Annotated in this window: 19 protein-coding genes and 1 tRNA gene; 1 reads left to right on the top strand and 19 read right to left on the bottom strand. The window is 29.1% G+C overall.

The window, feature by feature from the left end; all coding sequences use genetic code 11:
* Nucleotides 1-11: 11 nt before the first annotated feature.
* Genes J2Z76_RS03915 through J2Z76_RS03955 form a run of 9 tightly spaced genes read right to left on the bottom strand, consistent with a single transcriptional unit; the run spans nt 12 to nt 8,514 of the window.
* Entirely contained in the window at nt 12-3,464 is a 3,453-nt protein-coding gene (locus J2Z76_RS03915) for a penicillin-binding transpeptidase domain-containing protein (protein WP_209510698.1), read from the bottom strand.
* A gap of 40 nt (nt 3,465-3,504) precedes the next feature.
* Nucleotides 3,505-3,996: a rod shape-determining protein MreD gene (gene mreD / locus J2Z76_RS03920; protein ID WP_209510699.1), complete on the bottom strand. Its 492-nt coding sequence runs from the start codon at nt 3,994-3,996 to the stop codon at nt 3,505-3,507.
* A 38-nt stretch (nt 3,997-4,034) separates the two neighbouring features.
* Nucleotides 4,035-4,874 (bottom strand): rod shape-determining protein MreC, encoded by an 840-nt coding sequence (gene mreC, locus J2Z76_RS03925; protein ID WP_209510700.1) that lies wholly within the window; start codon nt 4,872-4,874, stop codon nt 4,035-4,037.
* Between the two features lie 14 nt (nt 4,875-4,888).
* A complete protein-coding gene (gene mreB / locus J2Z76_RS03930) occupies nt 4,889-5,962 on the bottom strand; it encodes a rod shape-determining protein (protein ID WP_209510701.1) in 1,074 nt (357 codons plus the stop codon).
* Nucleotides 5,963-6,017: 55 nt separating this feature from the next.
* On the bottom strand, nt 6,018-6,707 hold the full coding sequence (radC, locus tag J2Z76_RS03935) for a RadC family protein (protein ID WP_209510702.1): 690 nt from the start codon (nt 6,705-6,707) through the stop codon (nt 6,018-6,020).
* A 33-nt stretch (nt 6,708-6,740) separates the two neighbouring features.
* Complete coding sequence (locus tag J2Z76_RS03940) at nt 6,741-7,319, bottom strand: nucleoside triphosphate pyrophosphatase (RefSeq protein WP_209510703.1); 579 nt, start codon at nt 7,317-7,319, stop codon at nt 6,741-6,743.
* A gap of 11 nt (nt 7,320-7,330) precedes the next feature.
* Complete coding sequence (locus J2Z76_RS03945; protein WP_209510704.1) at nt 7,331-7,573, bottom strand: DUF4321 domain-containing protein; 243 nt, start codon at nt 7,571-7,573, stop codon at nt 7,331-7,333.
* A 1-nt stretch (nt 7,574) separates the two neighbouring features.
* A complete protein-coding gene (locus J2Z76_RS03950; RefSeq protein ID WP_209510705.1) occupies nt 7,575-8,096 on the bottom strand; it encodes a Gx transporter family protein in 522 nt (173 codons plus the stop codon).
* Between the two features lie 28 nt (nt 8,097-8,124).
* The gene (locus J2Z76_RS03955) at nt 8,125-8,514 is read right to left on the bottom strand and encodes a NusG domain II-containing protein (RefSeq protein ID WP_209510706.1); all 390 of its coding nucleotides are present in this window, start codon (nt 8,512-8,514) and stop codon (nt 8,125-8,127) included.
* Between the two features lie 224 nt (nt 8,515-8,738).
* On the opposite strand from J2Z76_RS03955, the gene J2Z76_RS03960 reads away from it, so the two are divergent.
* Nucleotides 8,739-9,671, top strand: a complete 933-nt coding sequence (locus J2Z76_RS03960) for a magnesium transporter CorA family protein (protein WP_209510707.1) — start codon at nt 8,739-8,741, stop codon at nt 9,669-9,671.
* An 81-nt stretch (nt 9,672-9,752) separates the two neighbouring features.
* On the opposite strand, the gene J2Z76_RS03965 is transcribed toward J2Z76_RS03960, so the two are convergent.
* The 10 genes from J2Z76_RS03965 to J2Z76_RS04010 all read right to left on the bottom strand — a co-directional run bounded on the left by J2Z76_RS03965 (nt 9,753) and on the right by J2Z76_RS04010 (nt 18,673).
* Nucleotides 9,753-10,385 carry a DUF4241 domain-containing protein gene (locus J2Z76_RS03965; protein ID WP_209510708.1) on the bottom strand — a complete coding sequence of 211 codons (633 nt, stop codon included), beginning with the start codon at nt 10,383-10,385 and terminating at the stop codon, nt 9,753-9,755.
* A 40-nt stretch (nt 10,386-10,425) separates the two neighbouring features.
* Nucleotides 10,426-10,887 (bottom strand): transcriptional regulator NrdR, encoded by a 462-nt coding sequence (gene nrdR / locus J2Z76_RS03970; RefSeq protein ID WP_209510709.1) that lies wholly within the window; start codon nt 10,885-10,887, stop codon nt 10,426-10,428.
* Between the two features lie 232 nt (nt 10,888-11,119).
* Complete coding sequence (locus J2Z76_RS03975; protein ID WP_209510710.1) at nt 11,120-12,181, bottom strand: mechanosensitive ion channel family protein; 1,062 nt, start codon at nt 12,179-12,181, stop codon at nt 11,120-11,122.
* An 86-nt stretch (nt 12,182-12,267) separates the two neighbouring features.
* Nucleotides 12,268-13,599 (bottom strand): ABC transporter permease, encoded by a 1,332-nt coding sequence (locus J2Z76_RS03980; protein WP_209510711.1) that lies wholly within the window; start codon nt 13,597-13,599, stop codon nt 12,268-12,270.
* A 13-nt stretch (nt 13,600-13,612) separates the two neighbouring features.
* The gene (locus tag J2Z76_RS03985; protein WP_209510712.1) at nt 13,613-15,403 is read right to left on the bottom strand and encodes an efflux RND transporter periplasmic adaptor subunit; all 1,791 of its coding nucleotides are present in this window, start codon (nt 15,401-15,403) and stop codon (nt 13,613-13,615) included.
* Nucleotides 15,404-15,415: 12 nt separating this feature from the next.
* Nucleotides 15,416-16,099 (bottom strand): ABC transporter ATP-binding protein, encoded by a 684-nt coding sequence (locus tag J2Z76_RS03990; protein ID WP_245210314.1) that lies wholly within the window; start codon nt 16,097-16,099, stop codon nt 15,416-15,418.
* Between the two features lie 104 nt (nt 16,100-16,203).
* Nucleotides 16,204-17,781, bottom strand: a complete 1,578-nt coding sequence (locus tag J2Z76_RS03995) for a hypothetical protein (RefSeq protein ID WP_209510713.1) — start codon at nt 17,779-17,781, stop codon at nt 16,204-16,206.
* A 97-nt stretch (nt 17,782-17,878) separates the two neighbouring features.
* A complete protein-coding gene (locus tag J2Z76_RS04000; RefSeq protein ID WP_209510714.1) occupies nt 17,879-18,172 on the bottom strand; it encodes a YkvA family protein in 294 nt (97 codons plus the stop codon).
* Nucleotides 18,173-18,187: 15 nt separating this feature from the next.
* On the bottom strand, nt 18,188-18,559 hold the full coding sequence (locus J2Z76_RS04005) for a universal stress protein (protein WP_209510715.1): 372 nt from the start codon (nt 18,557-18,559) through the stop codon (nt 18,188-18,190).
* Nucleotides 18,560-18,575: 16 nt separating this feature from the next.
* Nucleotides 18,576-18,673, bottom strand: a tRNA-Sec gene (locus J2Z76_RS04010).
* Nucleotides 18,674-18,697 lie beyond the last annotated feature (24 nt).

An 18,697-nucleotide genomic window follows, 5' to 3' on the forward strand; every position in this document is an offset into this window, starting at 1 on the left:
ATGTTCACCTATTATTCATTTTCATCGTAAAACTTTAAATATTCTCCTATTACATCTCTCACAATAGGTGTAGGGTATCTTCCTGAACCACCCTGAAACAATACACAAGCTACTGCAATTTGTGGGTCATCGTATGGTGCAAATGCTACGTACCATGCAAATTCATCATATGACTCTCCTGTTTCTGGATTTATGCCCTCTTTTTGTGCTGTTCCTGTTTTGCTGCCTACTACTACAGGAAAATTAGAATACGGACTAGCACTATCTGCTTCAGAAACCATACGCATTCCTTTTTTCAAAACATCTAAGTTACTATAGTCTTTAAGAACAATGCGTTCTGATTTACGCAAAGGTACATAATCAGTATCCTCTCCATTGTACTTTTTTAGTCCTTTAACTACGCTTACATTTCTTTTATACCCACCATTAGAAATAATCGAAATATAATTTGCCATCTGAATAGTTGTATATGAGTTATTACCTTGACCGATACTAATATTTAAGTTATCACCTGAATTCCACACAGCCTGATTGATATATGAATACTTAATTATATCAACTAATGGTACTCCGTTATCATTTGTCTTATCAGGATTTAATCTCAAGGCTTTCAATCCATCATAAACGCTACCTCTAGTCATAACCTCTTCTCTATCTATCCAGCTAACTATTTCTTCGACAATTTCATTCTTCATGCTTTCATCGATTTTATATCCATCTTCTAAATATCTTTGTATATTCGCTTCTAAAAACAACCTCAAATAAACTCTTATGTTTACTTTTTTACCTTCAATACTAGGAACACCGCCTGAAGATTCTTGTGGTATAGCTATCTCAATTCCTGTTTTACCATTTAACCCTACTTTATCAGCTGCTTCTATTATGTCTTCCACATCAACCTTTACAGTATGTTTTTGATTTGTAGCAAGATTTTCTCCTAATACCGTTGTATAAAAATAAAAATTACAAGAATCTCTTATTGCTTCATACATATTTTCATATCCATGTGCACCACCAAACATATTGTATATCCAACAGCTAAAGTATCTATCCCCTACTTTTTCGGTTCCTGCACAGTAAACTTTAGTATTTGGGTCTACTCCTTTCTCAAGAGCGGCTAAAGCAGTAACCATTTTAAATGTAGAGCCAGGTTGTATGGCAGTTAGCAATGATATATTGTACAAAGGTTTAGGTGCCAATGGATCTTTAGAATCATTCAGGAGACTACTCCAATCCTCGCTTGATATACCTGTTGAAAACATATTCAAATCGTAAGAAGGATAGTTTGCCAAAGCTAAAACTTCACCTGTTTTAACATCAAGTGCAACCAAAGCACCTGATGTCGCATTTTTATAAGCATCTTTAAAAGTGAAATCACCCCATTCACTCTCATAAACTCCGCCTGTTTGAATAAGTTCAAGCCCTTTTTCCAAAGATTCTTCAGCTTTTTTTTGAAGATTTATATCAAGTGTTAAATATAAATCATCTCCTGGAACAGGAGCTTGGCTTGATACTGATTTTATTGTCTTTCCAACATTATTAACCTCTACAGTCTTCTTACCTTTTTCACCCCTAAGATAATCTTCAAATTTTTCTTCAACTCCTGTTTTCCCAATTATATCATCCGGACTATACCCTTTTTCTACCACATACTCATTTATCTCGTAATCCTGCGATATTTTTCCTAAATAACCTAGAACATGTGCCGCTGAATTATATTCTGGATAATATCGAATAGGCTCTATCTCAACATTTATACCATTTAACTCATGAGATCGCTCAGATATCATAGCTACTGATTTTTCTGATATTCCATAACAAATATCTATAGGATGATATGAAACATAACTCGTCTTATTATATCTTTCTCTTATAACAAGCATATTTCTTAAGTTATAATCACTAATACTTGAATCTATTTTCAGCTTTTCTCTAAGTATATTAAACACCTGTTCTGCGGAATAACTACTTGTTTTTTCATCTAAAGAATTTAAATTATTACTTATCCATATTCTTTTATTTCTAATAGGAGTGTATTCCCAATCTGATATTGATATATTTGGATTTTCATATTTTAACAATTCGGTTTGTGAATAATACTTCACTTTATCATCTGTTATAACATCATATAAAATATCATAATTTTTAACAGCTAATTCTTTAATTAAATCATATGCCAAAGTATTTTCACTTAAATGAAATTGATTAAAATATTTATTTTTCATTTCCTCATTATTATAAAAAAAAGTTACTATTTGACCATCTGCCTTAAAATCAACAGGTAAATCACTATAAACTTCCTTTAGTTTTTCACACAATATACCACCTGGCATAACTATACCTGAATTAGTTTCATAAACAGTTTGCAATAAATTATCGATAGAATTTTTCATAGTAAGTAACACAAAGTCATCTTTAGCAAGAGACAACTTAGTGATTTCTTCATATTTACTATTTAAACTGAGTTTTAACTCCTTAAACTTATTATCTTGAACAAATGAATATTTAACTAACTTAATATTGCTTATAAGATTCTTTGATTTCAAGAATTCGTAAGACAATCTTCTAATTTTTGAATTTGAAAACAAATTGAATATGTATTTATTTTCCTTTAATAATAAATCTATTACTGTTTGATTAGGGTCGTTATTTACATTAATATCATATTTCAAAAGCCATATTTTAATTGGATTAGTCTCATCAGCCTTATCTTCTTTATTAATTTGGCTAATGTTACCATTTTGTTTTTGATTATTTATTTCTTCAATTCCATTTGTATCACTATCCTCTATAATTTCATCAGGTCCATTGATATAAATGAATTGTCCGTTTACCAAATCAATTGGCATATCTTTTAAACTTCTTTTTAATATATTTATTACACTTTTCTTTACATTATATTTTTCCCCATAAATACTTGATTCATAAATTAGCCACTCATATAAATTTCCTTTTATTAATTCAATCACTTTTTCTTGCGCAGTTTTATATGAATTAATTATTGCCTCTTTTTCTATTGATTGAGTTCCAATTACTTCACCATAAACAGATTTATTTATCTTATCCATATTAATTTTTACTTTTTCTAATTCTTCATCTATAAAGTCAAATGTATCAAGCTCTATTGGAAAATCATCCAATGGTCTTTCTCCATTTTCATCAAGTATTTTTGATAAAATAAATGATACATTATTAAAATCATCTTTTTTTATTTGGTCAGTATACATCTGTACTGTAAAACTTGTTATATTATCTGCAAGTAAAACACCATTTCTATCATAAATTTTACCTCTTGGCGCTTTAACAGGTATATCCTTTATTTTTTTAACATCAGCAATTTGCCTATAATCTTCGCCATGAACTATTGTTAGCACTGCCATTCTAAATCCTAATACCAATAGCATTAAAACTATAACCATATAAATTATATTAAATCTATTCTTGAAAATTTTTTTCAATCCCAATTTATCACCTCATGTATCTTAAATATACTTATTAAACAATTTATTTTACACTAAATTTATCAAACAGATAAACTACAAATTTCAATACAAAGATAGAGACAACAGTATTAAATACCATTTGCAATAAAATATTTTTAACTATATATCCAATATTTTCAACATTATATTTAAGGAAAAACAACAAAATATATAGTAATACATGAAAAAATAATGTCGCTAGCATAGTTGCAATACTATATAAAATGTAATTTTCTCTGTTTACATCTTCACTAAAAGAGCCTATAACCGAACCTATAATGAAATAAATTAATGTATATACTCCAAATACATCATAAAGCATTATATCGTAGAGCATTCCTGTAATTATCCCAATGGCGCCTCCTTTAATTCCATTTGTCATCATAGCAAAAATCACTACAAATATTAAAGATATATTTGGTATCAATCCAAATATATCTAAGTAATTGTAGAGGGAAGTTTGAAATATAAAATTAATTACTACAATAATAACTATTATATTTATTTTTTTCATCAAAACTTTCCTTTCATGATGACTTATTTAATCAATATCTATCTTTTAATTTTTAATACAAACACCTTATATAATTTAGTAAAATCTACGGCAGGACTAATAACTATTTTTTGAGTTGAAGCATCAGTAGTATGTATTATCTCATTTACTTTTCCTATATACAAATCAGGTAAATAAATTTCTCCTATACCTGATGTTACAAGCGAATCACCTTTATTAGCCACTACCTTGCTATTAAAAAAATATCCTGTGACATTACCATCTATGCTTCCTTGTAATATACCGCTTTCTTCATTATTTATATCTCTAAAGCTAATTTTACAGGTTCCATCTAAAAGTGTCACTACCTTAGCCCAATTGTCACCAGTTTCGGTTACAATTCCAACTAAACCAATTTGTACCATACCCTTTCCTGTTTCAACCGCATGAATAACTATATCATTTTTATTTATTCCGTCTAATTTACCCTTATCTATAGTAATTCTACTAAACCAGTTAGAATTATCTAAGGCTATCACCTGTCCAGATACATAATCATAATTAAGATTAGCTTTCATTTTATACTCTGCTTCAAGTGCATCAGACTTATTTACAATATTTTCTAAAATCCTTACTCGCTCTTGCAATTCTTGTACTGTTTCAGTTAATAGGATGTTTTCTTCTTTCATTTTTACTATATCTTGAACAGAATAAAAAGAATTAGCAAGTGTTTGTCCTATGTTAAAAGTAATTTTCTGAAAACCTGAAAAAAGGTCACCAAAAATACCCCCATCATTATTCTCAATTTTACCAACTGATGTCAATCCGATGAGTACAATCAAAATAAAAATTATAAGCCAAAACAAAATTTTTTTTATATGTTTCTTTATAATATTCATTTTTCACCACTTATCTACATATTTTCGCATATTTTTCCAGCCCCTAGAGCTACGCATTCTAAAGGATTATCTGCAACATGAACCTTCAATCCGGTTTCCTTCTCTATATATATATCCAAACCCTTTAAAAGAGCTCCTCCACCAGTTAGATATATCCCATTTTCATATAAATCAGCAGCCAGTTCAGGTGGTGTTCTTTCTAATACTCTCTTTATAGCACCAACGATACTATTTACTGTTTCAATTATAGCTGTTCTAATTTCATCACTAGTAATACTAATACTAATAGGTAATCCAGAAACAATGTCCCTTCCCCTAATTTCCATTTGATTAGTTTCTTTTTTTGATTCGTTTATATCTACTTCACCAGACTCATCACTCTCTGCTTTATCTTTTTTAACTTTAGCTTTTTCTTTATTATAAAATTCATTACTAGCATTCCCTATTACCTTTTTTATGTTTTCAGCAGAAACTAAACCTATTTCCATTTTATATTTTAATTTAATATACTCTTTAATATTAGCATCTATGTCATCACCAGCAATTCTTAATGAATCACTAACAACAATTCCTCCAAGTGAAACAATTGCAATCTCAGTAGTTCCTCCACCTATATCTATTATCATATTTCCTACTGCTTCATGAACCAAAAGTCCTGCACCAATAGCGGCTGCCATTGGCTCCTCTACTAATTTTACTTTTTTAGCTCCAGAATCATAAGCAACTTCCTCAACAGCTCTTCTCTCAATAGACGTAACTCCTACTGGCACGCAAATAACTATATTAGATTTCATAAATCTTCTATTATTAAGTGATTTATTGATAAAATATTTTATCATTGCGCTAGTAATTTCGAAATCTGCAATTACACCATTTTGCAAAGGTCTTATTGCATTTATTGTTTTTGGTGTTCTGTCAAGCATATACTTAGCATCATTACCAACAGCTCGAACTGTATTTGTATTAACATTTATAGCTACTACTGATGGCTCGTTTACTATAATTCCTTTATCGTTGACATACACCAAAGTATTTGATGTACCTAAGTCAATTCCAATATTTTGTGTAAAAAAATTAATAAATCCCATGTTTATGTTAATCCTTTCTTCCTACCTATCTATGCGCCAATTAAGCGATTTAATTTCAAATATATCCTTCTTCTTTAAAACTAAAAAATTTGCCATCACCAATAATAATATGATCTATAACCTTAATACCTATAATTTTTCCGCATTCCACTAATCTATTTGTAAGTGCAATATCTTCTTTACTAGGCTCTGATTCACCGCTAGGATGATTATGTACAAGAATAATAGAAGATGATGAATTAATAATAGCTTCTTGAAAAACCTCACGTGGATGCACTATTGAACTATTTAAACTACCAATAGATATCTCTGAAACCTTTATAATGTTATTTTTTGTATCAAGCAATATAATTTTAAAGTATTCTTTTTTGTAATATCGCATTTCTTCCATCATAACAACAGCAGCATCATTAGGTGATGAAATTTTAATTTTTTCATATCTAAAAGCACTTATTCTTTTACTAAGTTCAGCAACTGCCATTAATTGTGATGCTTTAACATTACTTATCCCATAATGCTTTCTAAATTTGTTAGGAGTACCTTCAGCAATATTTTTTAATCCCTTACCATCTTCTCTTAATAATTTCTGAGCCAAAACAATTGCATTTTCTTGTTTGCTTCCAGTCCTTAAAATTACTGCAATTAACTCTGAATTTGATAGAGAGTTAGCCCCATACTTTAGTAACTTTTCTTGAGGCCTTTCATCAACAGGTATAGATTTTATAGTATAATTATTATTGTCCATTTTATCCTCCAATATGCAATATAATATTGTTTCCTAAAGCAATTCTAAAGAAAAATGTTTTTTCAACAAATAATTTAATTTACTTAATGGTAATCCTTTCACATTATTATAACATCCATCAATCTTTTTTACTAATAATTCTCCATAACCCTGTATGCCATAACTACCTGCCTTATCTATATATTCTCCTAAGTCTAAATACTTGAGGATTTCATTGTCACTCAATTCGTTAAATACTACCTCTGTTTTTTCAAAATCAACTACCTTTTTATTTGATATAGTGTCAATAATACAAATTCCCGTAAATACACTATGTTTTTTTCCAGACAAGTCCTTAAGCATTTGAAATCCTTCTTCTATATTATTTGGCTTTCCCATAACCTCATCCATGTAAACTATAGTATCTGCAGCTATAATGATACCATGTTCATCACATAATTTTAATCCAGCACTGGCCTTCTCAAATGCAATTTTCATAACAGTTGTTTGCGGTTTATCATTTGGGTTCACTATTTCTTGTACTTCAGATGAATATACTTTTATATCCTTAAAATATTTACTTAACATCTCTATTCTTCTTGGTGATTTTGATGCTAAAATTATTTTTTTCATACTATATATCCCTATAACTTTCTATAAGCTATTATTGCTATTATTATGCCAATTATTCCTGCTAATGTTAAATTTGCACTAAAACCAAATGTTAAAGTAATAATGTTTAAATCTAAAGTCGTTGGACCAAAACCAATTGCTTCTCCATAATTTAAAATAGGGAGATAATTTGCGAAAACCTTACCTAAAATACTCCCTATTATTGACCCTACAAGTATCAATATTAAAAAATAAATTGAATTACCCCTTTTCATTTTATACCTCTTTCGTCTTATTCAATAAATTTTTATTTAAATTATCAGTTATATAAATAGAAGTATACCCTACAAAACATCCCGTAAAAATACTTACCAAAGACATAATTGGCAAATATGTGTACATGCTTAAACTTTCAAACATAATAGCTGAAACTGTTATTTGAGATGCATTGTGAGTAATAGCACCTAAAACACTTATACCAATAAGGCTAAAATATTTTTTTGTATATTTTAATCCCATATGCATAACTATTACACTTAATACTCCACTTGTAACACTATATATAAAACTTATTGGATTTCCTGCAACAAACATCATCAGTACACACCTCAAAATAACAACCAGCATTGAATCTTTAAAACCAAATATTACTATAGCTGTAAGTGTTACAATATTTGCTAATCCAAGCCTAGCACCTGGTGCTATAAATGGTAAGGGAATCATTCCTTCTATTATGCTAAGTATCATAGCTCCAGCAGTTAATAGAGACAGAAAAATATATCTTTGTAATTTACTCATAATTTAACTCATTTCTTTTTATCTAGCCCTATGGAGCTATAAAATCAATTTCCTTATTTTTTTTATCAGACATTACTTTTATTATCAACTTATTTGGTAAACACACAATATTTTCTCCATTACCACTAATTTTACCTTGATGAATACAATATTGGTCTGGACAACTAGCACCTTCTATCCATATTTTTCCATTTTCAATTTTTATATTATTGTATCCATTAGAAGATTTAACAGCAATTTCATTTTTATAACTTTCCTTTAAAATATATTCGCCAACAATTTTATCTTCAGAGTATATGACAGCTATATTAGTATTGGAATATGTAATATTCCTACTATTATAAAGTATAAAAAAGCTACTTATTACTATTATAAAAATTATTAGCAACATATCATAAATATTTATTTTTGTTTTCATAATTTTCCTTTTATTTTATAATAACAGATAATTGCTATTCTATCATTTTTTTAAACTATTTTCAAGTTTGTATATACTTTTTTCTACATGTTTTTTTTTATAATACAATAGATTAAATCATCCATTTTACAAACTAATATATTATTGATTTACATGTACATATAAAACTGATAAAATAAATATTATACTTGTCTTATATAAATAATATACTTTGAGGTGAAACATTGAAAGTTTATAAAATAAGCGATAAAAATTTAATTGAAACATCATTTGAATCTTCTATAGAAGATAATAAAGAAAAGTATTGGATTATAATTAATCCTGAAGAGCTTCAAAAAAACAATAAATTGTTCAAATTTAATCATCAAACCATTTTTGACTGTATGCATAACGAAGATACTCCTAAAATAGAAATATATAAAGACTATGATTTTGGAATAGTAAACATTATTGGTTATAAGCAAAACTACTTTAAAGTAAGTGAATTAGATTTTTATATAACAAAAAAATACTTAATTTTTGTTTGTAAGAATGATTTAAAAATGTTTAAAGAAATAGAAGACGATGTTATAACAAAGGGAACTTTAAGTATAAGTTTTGAAAAGATTTTATACAATTTAATTGATAAATTAACAATTAATGACTTTAAAGTTCTTTCTAATCTTGAAATCGAAATATCTAATGTTGAAGAGGATGTAATCCAAGGTAAAACAAAAGATTATGTTTCTGATATTTTATCTCTAAAAAACAGGCTTTTGTTTTTAAAAAAGCATTACGAACCATTACTTGATATAGTAGAAGATTTAACTGAAAATCAAAATCATTTACTTGACGAAAATTCTATTGCATATTTTACTATATTGTTAAACCGAATTGAACGTCTAAATAGAAAGGTAGGAAATTTAAGGGATTATATTACTCAAGTTAGAGAGTCTTATCAATCACAACTAGATATAAATTTAAATAATATTATGAGACTTTTTACCGTAATCACATTAATCTTTTCGCCTTTGACTCTAATTGTTGGATGGTACGGTATGAATTTTGTACATATGCCTGAACTTAAATGGGCATACGGATATATGTTTGTAACTATTTTATGCATATCCGTAGTAATTATCTGTATCATATTTTTTAAAAAGAAAAAACTAATGTAGTGTTTATTACCTTCATAGGCAATATATAACTTATATAAACAATTATATATTGCCCTTATCTAATATTTAAGCAGATTTTTCTCATGCTTCTATTACCATGAAATCTGTAACTAGTTTTACTAACTTATTATTTTTATCAAACCCATAATATGTTGGAAAAACTCCTGAATTCCAACCACTTGCAAAAACTATTATATTACTTCCGGTTTTTTCATCAATAATAACATCTGCCCACGATTTATCACCTTTTCTAATCGTATCCTTAATATTATTTTCATATTTTTCTAATTCATCTTCACCTAAAACATCTAAAACACTCATTACATGTTCATCCATGAAGCAACCAAGTCCATTTTCTACCTCATATCCCATAAATTCATCAGATGCAAAACTACTAGAATTTTCACCCTCAAATAATGCCATTTCCCATTTAACAGGTATATTTTCATTAAATCTAAGTTCTGCTAATACTGCTTGTGTTTTTCTTTTTTCAATTTTACCATTGTAGATATAAACTGTATATGTTCCTGGTGCAACACTTTTAGAATAACACTGGTCATCATACAATAAAATAGGATCTGTTGCAATAACTTTTCCTGTTGCTAATTTTAACTTTCCAGCCTCAACCTTTTCAATTTGCATCCTTCCAAATTCAGTATCAATCATCTTAGTATTACCTTTTGTTATATTTAATACATCTTTGTTTATATACATAATTCTACTCCTTTCACGTCTATAATAATGTGCGCTAAACTTACTTTTTCCTTTCATCAAGAATTCTTTTCAGCTCGTTCATAAAAGTATCAATATCTTTGAATTGCCTATAGACTGAAGCAAATCTTACATAAGCAACATCATCTACATTCTGCAATTCATCCATAACGGCTTCTCCAATAAACGCTGTAGAAACTTCATTCTGGAATTCATTATAAAGCTGCTTTTCAACCTTATCAGCTATATTTTCTATTTGCTCTAATGTAACAGATCTTTTATCACAAGCTCTAATAAGTCCATTAATAATTTTATCTCTATTATATCCCTGTCGAGTTCCATCTCTTTTTATAACTACAATTTGAGTTTCCTCTATTTTTTCATAGGTTGTAAATCTATGTCCACATTCAATACATTCTCTTCGGCGTCTAATTTTAAATCCATCTTCTGTAGGTCTTGTATCAATTACTTTACTCTCATAAAAACTGCATTTCGGACATTTCATATTATATTATACCTCCTTTAATTGATTTTACTAAATATTTATATTAAAGTAAATAAATTTATTAAAAAATTCATATTTTATGGTATAATATCACATATAACAACTTAATCATAGTATTTTAATTATAAAAATATAAATTGTTAGTAAATATATTAAAAAATGATGAATACTTTTATAAAGATTTTACTAATACAAAATTTATGAGAGACCTTAGTCCCTCATAAATTTTGTATTATATATTTTTTTCCATATATACGCTCATACTTGGGAAAGCAAATGATACACCTTCCTCTTCAAACAAATTCATAATATTAAAGTTTATTTCATCCTTAATACTAAGAAATTCTCCATAATTTCCTGTGTTAACCATGCATTGAACCCAAATATCTAAAGAACTTGAGCCAAAATTATCAAATTTAACAATTACTGAATCTTCCTTTACCATGGGATGAGAATCTAACATTGTTTTTATTTTTTCAATTAGTGTTTTTAATTTTTGTGCGGATGTATCATATGTAGCTCCAACTCTAAAGCTTACTCTTCGTTGACTCCTTTTAGTATAATTCATTACCGCTCCACTAGTAAACTTAGAATTTGGTACAACTACTAATTCTTGTCCAAGTGTTCTAATTTTAGTGCTTCTTAATCCCAATTCCTCAACTGTACCTTCGGTTGAATCTATGTTTATATAATCTCCAACATCAAAAGATCTGTCCGTAAGAACAATAAATCCTCCAAAGAAATTTTTAATTAAATCTTGAGAAGCTAAGGCTATAGCAGCACCTCCTATTCCTACCCCTGCAAGAATACTAGCTAACTGTTTAAAATCAAATTCCGAAGCTATGGCAACTATAGCTAATACAATTATCAAAACCTTTAATATTTTTGATAAAAGGGGAAATAATGTTTTAGAAATCAATGGTTTTTCTTCTTTAAATGTTAAATTATCACCCAATACAACCGAATATGCTGTTACCAAATTTAATAAGCATTGTGTTATTGTAATTATGATGAATGTTCTAAACACTCTATATATAAATAGCGATATTTGAGAATTTAAAGGAAAAATTGAAAGTGCAAAATAAATTCCTGTATACAAAAACATATTTCTTAATGGTCTTTCTAATGAATCAACCATTAGTGCTAATCCTTTAAATTTATACCTCTCAGATATTTTTTTCAAAAATTTAATTATATATCTAACAACAAAATTCTTTAATATTAAAAATGCAAAAACAATTAGCAAAGCATAAATAATGATTTCAAGATAAATTTCACCAATAAAAATCGACATAACTCCTCCTATTTTTTATTTTTTATAATAAATATGTTTATTAAAAGGGATTTTGATTAATTAACTAACAAAACCCCTTTTATATATTATGACCTCTTAAGAGCCTCCACCGGTGGAAGTAAAGAAGCATTTATTGCTGGATATACTCCAAATAGAACTCCAGAACACAAAGCCACGCCTACGGCTATTTTTAAAGATTGTAAACTTACTACAGCATTCAATCCATATTTTGATACCACGCTTATAGCCCATGCACCTAATAATATTCCTACTACACAACCGATGATACTTACATATATAGATTCAAGCATAAATTGTATAAGCAAATCTTCTTGTTTTGCTCCCAATGCTCTTCTTACTCCGATTTCACTTGTTCTTTCTGTAACTGCAACAAGCATTATATTCATAATGCCTATACCTCCCACTAGAAGAGATACCGCTGCAATACCACCAAGTAATACCGTCATAATACGATTAGCTTGATCTGCTTCTTTAACAAGATTATTCAAACTTGTAATAGTTAATGGTTCTTCACCCTTTTTGAATACATTAGTTTCATCTTCTGGATTCTCATTCTCCTCCGGCATTACTGGTTCTGCAATTACACCCATATCACCCGAAGGCATTTCACCTTCTCCACCTTGTGATGGGGCAATATTTTTTCCTAAGCCAACTTTTCTTTTGTATATTCTTCCAAGCTGTACCATTGCTAGTTCAGCTTCTTCTGCACTATTCGATTTAGCCCAAATTTCACTTATATCGTTTTGACCAACTATTTTAAGTGCTGATGGATATGGAATAATAATTTTATTGTCTATTCCATCTCCATTACCTTCACCCTTTTCACTAAGTACCCCTACTATTCTATAGTTTATACCATCTAATTTTAATATTTGACCAACTGGACTTCTTCCGTTCAAAAGAGATTTTGCAACATTAAATCCAAGAACAGCAACTGGAGCCCTTTGCTTTACATGAAGAGAGGTAAAAAAATTACCTGACACCACTTTGTGGTCTTTTATTTCTGGGTAATTTTGATTTACACCAATTATATCAAGTTCATTTTCTTCTCTTCTCCACCTAATTGGAACTTTAGATTTATTTACAACAGGTGTAGCATATTCAACTCCGGTTACTCTTTCTGGCAGCTCTTCTGCTTCTTCTGCCTCAAATTTAACATTTTCAGCATTAGCTTTTATTACAATAACATTTTGCCCTAAGCTTTCGAACTGCGAAACAATTGATTTTCTAGCTCCTTCTCCTATTCCCATTAAACTAACTACTGCAGCAACTCCAATTGCTATTCCAAGCACTGTAAGAAACGTCCTCAACAAGTTTGCAGTTATCCCACTAAATGCCATTTCTGCAGAAAATCTAAGTCTAACAAGAAGGGATAATATTTTTCCTTTTTTTTGCATAGCACTACTCCCATCATTCATTTGTTGTAGGCAGCAACGAGTCATTCTCAGGCACAGATTGGCTTGGCATCAAATCTTTTGTACTACCTGTTACTACTTGCTGTCCTTCTTCAAGACCACTCAGTACTTCAACTTGCTTATCATTCATCAAACCAACTTCAATTTCAACAACTTCAACTTCACCTGATTCACTTAAAATTTCAACTTTTTGTTTATTATCTTCCTCAAATACTGCCTCTATTGGAACAAGTAGCGTATCTAAAGATTCTCCAGAATCAACAAAGCAATTTGTATTCATACCAGGTCTCAACCCTTCCTTACCTTCCACGCTTATTTCCACACGATAAACTGTTTTACCATCTCTATCAGTATATTGATCAAGACGCATAACTTTACCATCAAATTCTTCTCCTGGAAGCGCATCAACCGTAATACTTACTGGTGCATCTTGCTTTATATACAGTACATCTAAATCACTAACGGTAGTATATATATTCATTTCGCTTGTATTATACATATCCATAAGTTGTAATGACCATTCATCACTTGACTCAGAAGCAGATATAGTATCGCCAACTCTATAATTTACATATGAAACCATGCCATCCATTGGAGCAGTTACCATTAATTTAGAACTTAAGCTCAAAGCTTTATCAATTTTTTCTTGTATAGATTCTATCTCTTCATTTTTCGTTTTAATTTTATCATATTCAGCTTTTATTTTATCAATATCTTCTTCTATTAATTCAGTTACATCATTACCAGCAATTCTTACTAAAATTTGTCCTTCATCAACAAATTCATTTTCACTCACTGGTACTTCCGTTGCTATAATATTTGCATTATCTCCATCAGAATAAATTGTAGAATATACCTTTTTTTCATTTACAAAAGATTCTACTTTTCCCTGATATGATAACGAAGCAACTGGAATACCTTCATTTTCAGTATATACTACTGCGACCATCCCTTTTTGAACTAATCCTGGGTTATCTGCTTCTATAACACCATTATGAACATATGTCATAGAATCTGAATTAGGAACTGCATTTGGGTTTAATTTTTTTATTGTTCCTGAATAAAAACCATCAAATGCCGTCGTAGTATTTCCATTTTCCAGTACTCTCCTAAACTGTAATAAAACTTTTTGCCCAACCTTCATATTTTCATATTCATATGAATTTACTTTAAATGATATCTTAACTTTACTATCGTCTACAATTGTAACTATGTTAGGGTCTTCTATTCTTTCGCCCTCTTCAACTCTAAAATCTAAAAGTCTTCCCTTTATAGGTGCTGAGATAACAATTCCTTCATATGGGTTTACTTGGCTTATATTAGTTATATCTTTATTAATTTTTTTACTTAAAGCTTCTAATTTAGAATCTATTTCATCATTTATTTCCTGTATTTCTTCATGCTTTTTAGTTATTCCTTCGTTTAGCTTATCTATAATTTCTTCTAAATTTTCTGTTGAAAGTCTTACTAAATCGTCTCCCTTTCTAACCATATCATTTGGTTCTACAAATAATTCCTCAATGTTATATACTACTGTAACGCTGCCTCCATTTAAATCAGTTACACCTTCTGGTTTAGGGGCTGTTATTGAGCCACCCCAATTTCCATTTAACTGTCCTGTAATATTTACTCCTTGCTTAATATCTCCTATCACAACAGGTTTTGTTGAATATTTTGGTCCTGTTGCCACTTGAGTAGAATCGGGAACTAACTGCTTTGCTGTTAAATACCCTCCCCCAAATACTATTGCTAACACTATTATTATAGAAATTACTTTTTTTACCATATTGTCCTCCCCTTATCTCCTTAAGTCAGATACTATTTCTCCATCAACTAATCTTATAATTCTATTACCGAAATCTGCAATGTCTTCTTCATGGGTTACTTGAACTATTGTCATATTTTTTTTAAAATTTAATTCAATAAATAATTCCATTATTTTATTTCCAGTTTTTGTATCTAATGCACCTGTTGGTTCATCAGCAAGTATCAACGAAGGGTTCCCTACTATTGACCTTGCTATAGCAACTCTCTGCTGTTGACCTCCTGAAAGTTGAGTAGGTAAATGATGCATCCTATCTTCAAGTCCAACTAATTTTAATGCATTTTCCGCAAGTTCTTTTCTAATTTTTCCATTAACACCCCTATATATTAATGGTATCTCTACATTTTTAAGTGCAGACAAATTAGAAAGTAAATGAAAGTTTTGAAAAACAAAACCTATAAATTCATTCCTAACTTCAGACATTTTAGAATCACTTAATTTATCAACACTATGTCCAGCAAGTTCATATGTACCTTTATTTGCATGATCTAGGCAACCTATAACGTTAAGCAAGGTTGATTTCCCCGAACCTGATGGTCCCATAATTGAAACGAATTCTTTTTCTTTAATAGTGATTGATATGTCTTTGAGAGCCTCTACCTGTATTTGACCAGATTTATACAGTTTAAAGATATTCTCCATTTTAATTATGTCCATTTTCCACCTCTCTTTAATCAAATCTTTATTTACAATTAATTGATACTAATACTATTCATTATATTTGACGTAAAATTATATATAAAAGTTCATTAATTTAATATTTATTTTACTACATCTATGTATATTGAATCTATCCATACTTTATTTTTGCCAGAAAACTCAATGTATATATTGAGAGAGTCAGCATTTGTAACATTAATTGGAACCGTATTTTGAGACCACATGTCATTATAAATCTGCACTGTAGTATGAAAAGTGGAAGCAAGTTTTCCATCTTTAAATGCCTCTAACACAATAAGTGATGATACATCTTTCTCCGATTTTGTTTTAGCTGCTATGGCAATTTGTTTTTTAAGCATATAATTGTATTCAGGGTCAGTGAAATCTATCGTCGCAAACAAAGCTTTAACTTTTTCATCACCATCATTTTTAACAACAAGAGATTTATTGCCTTCCACATATATATCTTCATCTATTTCTGCAAGTATTCCTGTATATCCAACACTTTCTAACAATTCTTTGTTAAAATATATACTTGTTGAATCAGTAACAGTATTTGAATCAGAACTATCTTCTACATTTCCCTCGCCGTTTTTATTAGGATCATTATCATTATTGTTACTACTATTAGAATTACCTTCATTCTGAACTACATCAGTATTTTTACCAGAAACATTTTCCGAATCCTTACCATAGTTTTTAATTAAATAATTACCAAGCATCAACACAAAAACAATTATCACTAATGATATGGCTAAACGTTTTATATCCTTATTATTCAAATAATAAAATAAACCCTTTTTAGTATCAATATTTTTTGTTTTCTTATTTTCTAGTTTACTACCATTATTGCTATCATCTAAATATATTTCTAAAACACTATCATCATTTTTCTCACCATCATACAAATTATAATCAGTTTCATCAGATTCAGTTATAGTTTCTTCTAGGATATCCTGATGTTTGTCCACTTTAACAGATTGAACAACATTATCATTAATCTTATCTTCCATATTGGAATTTGGATTAATCATATTATATATTGGAGAATTATTTAGCTCTTTCAAAGCATCTTTAGGGTACATATACTCCTTTGTCAAACATCTTACAATTATTTTCAGCATATCAGGAGGTACAAGTTCTGAAATATTGTAATCTACTATTTCGGTTCCCGAAAAAATATAATGCAAAACATTTCCCATTCTTTTGAAAGTTTCATTATCTTGAATATCATACTCCTGTTCAAAAATAAGATTACAGTCTACGATAACATCATCATTATTATCAATATAAATTTTATTTAAATCTAGAATTTTTTGTTGAACTACATCAGTTAAACTAAAAATATTTGATGACAACTCTATTATTTTTTTTGAAATATAAAACTGCTGCTTTAATGATAGCTTCTTAGAACTAACATAATCTTTTACATTTCTTACTTCCGATTCCATTGTATCAAACGATTTTGTTACTATAAATATTCTATCTTCTGTTCTATAACAACTTAATATATTAGAATTCAAATTTTTTAACCCATCTATATCAATAAGTTTGATTATTTTTTGACTTGTTATGACATTATTGTAAAAAATTTCACCTGTTACATTATCTTTACATTCTAAAACTCTTTGGAATACATTCTCAAAAATTGTACGAATAATCTTATAATTGTTATTCATATCATCACCCTCCAAAAATATTATAAATATATATTACCATATATTCGACAAATTTGAAAACATTTTTATTTTTTTGCATATTAAAAATGATGAGGAACTATTTTTCTTCCTCATCATCTTTTATTTCATAATCAACATTTTCTATTATTTTATCTTCACTAACGTCGTTTTTCTTATTATATTTCTTTGTCTTTTCCATTACTACGGCTAAAAGATAACCTAGCATTACAAGATCATCTATAAAACCAAACCCTAAAATTGGCTCAGGTATTAGATCAACAGGACTCAATATATAAATTACTGGAATTATTATCCACCATTTTTCTTTAAGTGGAATTTTCTTATCAAAAAGAAATTTAAATATTAAAGAAATCCTAAATAAAACACTCATATAATCTACCTACATCTAAATAATAAATTCTCTACCTGGCAATTTTCTCTTAAGTTTACCTGCAAAGTTTTTAGAAGGATCTTTCTCTTGTGAGTTTCCCAAAACTATATGTGTAATTTCCTTTTCCTCTGCAAAATCTACTAAAGTTTTTATAACATCCTTAGATCTGCGTATAATTAAATCTGCACCAACTTCTTTTGTAATTTCGAACAAATACTCTAGAGCATCTCCATCGCTTAAATTATATAATAGTTTGTCTTTCTCATTAACTACATGAATAACGAACAAGCTATTATTCTCATCTTCTGATGAAAGTTTAGCTCCTAATCTAATCAAATTTTCACATGTCTTTTGTTGTGTGACACATACCAATACATTTTTATGCATCGCTACTCTCCTTATATGGCGGGGATATGTGGGAATTGAACCCACCCAGGACGCTACTAACGCCCCGCGACTGATTTTGAAGACCAGGAGGCACACCAGCACCCATCTATCCCCATCGCCAACAATCATACCATATAG

Origin of the sequence: Sedimentibacter acidaminivorans, from assembly GCF_017873955.1 — a bacterium.
Taxonomy (GTDB): domain Bacteria; phylum Bacillota; class Clostridia; order Tissierellales; family Sedimentibacteraceae; genus Sedimentibacter; species Sedimentibacter acidaminivorans.

Excerpts from the sequence above, each read along its gene's own strand:
- mreD (WP_209510699.1), bottom strand. The coding sequence starts at position 3,996 with ATGAAAAAAATAAATATAATAGTTATTATTGTAGTAATTAATTTTATA.
- mreC (WP_209510700.1), bottom strand. The coding sequence starts at position 4,874 with ATGAATATTATAAAGAAACATATAAAAAAAATTTTGTTTTGGCTTATA.
- mreB (WP_209510701.1), bottom strand. The coding sequence starts at position 5,962 with ATGGGATTTATTAATTTTTTTACACAAAATATTGGAATTGACTTAGGT.
- radC (WP_209510702.1), bottom strand. The coding sequence starts at position 6,707 with ATGGACAATAATAATTATACTATAAAATCTATACCTGTTGATGAAAGG.
- J2Z76_RS03940 (WP_209510703.1), bottom strand. The coding sequence starts at position 7,319 with ATGAAAAAAATAATTTTAGCATCAAAATCACCAAGAAGAATAGAGATG.
- J2Z76_RS03945 (WP_209510704.1), bottom strand. The coding sequence starts at position 7,573 with ATGAAAAGGGGTAATTCAATTTATTTTTTAATATTGATACTTGTAGGG.
- J2Z76_RS03950 (WP_209510705.1), bottom strand. The coding sequence starts at position 8,096 with ATGAGTAAATTACAAAGATATATTTTTCTGTCTCTATTAACTGCTGGA.
- J2Z76_RS03955 (WP_209510706.1), bottom strand. The coding sequence starts at position 8,514 with ATGAAAACAAAAATAAATATTTATGATATGTTGCTAATAATTTTTATA.
- J2Z76_RS03965 (WP_209510708.1), bottom strand. The coding sequence starts at position 10,385 with ATGTATATAAACAAAGATGTATTAAATATAACAAAAGGTAATACTAAG.
- nrdR (WP_209510709.1), bottom strand. The coding sequence starts at position 10,887 with ATGAAATGTCCGAAATGCAGTTTTTATGAGAGTAAAGTAATTGATACA.
- J2Z76_RS03975 (WP_209510710.1), bottom strand. The coding sequence starts at position 12,181 with ATGTCGATTTTTATTGGTGAAATTTATCTTGAAATCATTATTTATGCT.
- J2Z76_RS03980 (WP_209510711.1), bottom strand. The coding sequence starts at position 13,599 with ATGCAAAAAAAAGGAAAAATATTATCCCTTCTTGTTAGACTTAGATTT.
- J2Z76_RS03985 (WP_209510712.1), bottom strand. The coding sequence starts at position 15,403 with ATGGTAAAAAAAGTAATTTCTATAATAATAGTGTTAGCAATAGTATTT.
- J2Z76_RS03990 (WP_245210314.1), bottom strand. The coding sequence starts at position 16,099 with ATGGACATAATTAAAATGGAGAATATCTTTAAACTGTATAAATCTGGT.
- J2Z76_RS03995 (WP_209510713.1), bottom strand. The coding sequence starts at position 17,781 with ATGAATAACAATTATAAGATTATTCGTACAATTTTTGAGAATGTATTC.
- J2Z76_RS04000 (WP_209510714.1), bottom strand. The coding sequence starts at position 18,172 with ATGAGTGTTTTATTTAGGATTTCTTTAATATTTAAATTTCTTTTTGAT.
- J2Z76_RS04005 (WP_209510715.1), bottom strand. The coding sequence starts at position 18,559 with ATGCATAAAAATGTATTGGTATGTGTCACACAACAAAAGACATGTGAA.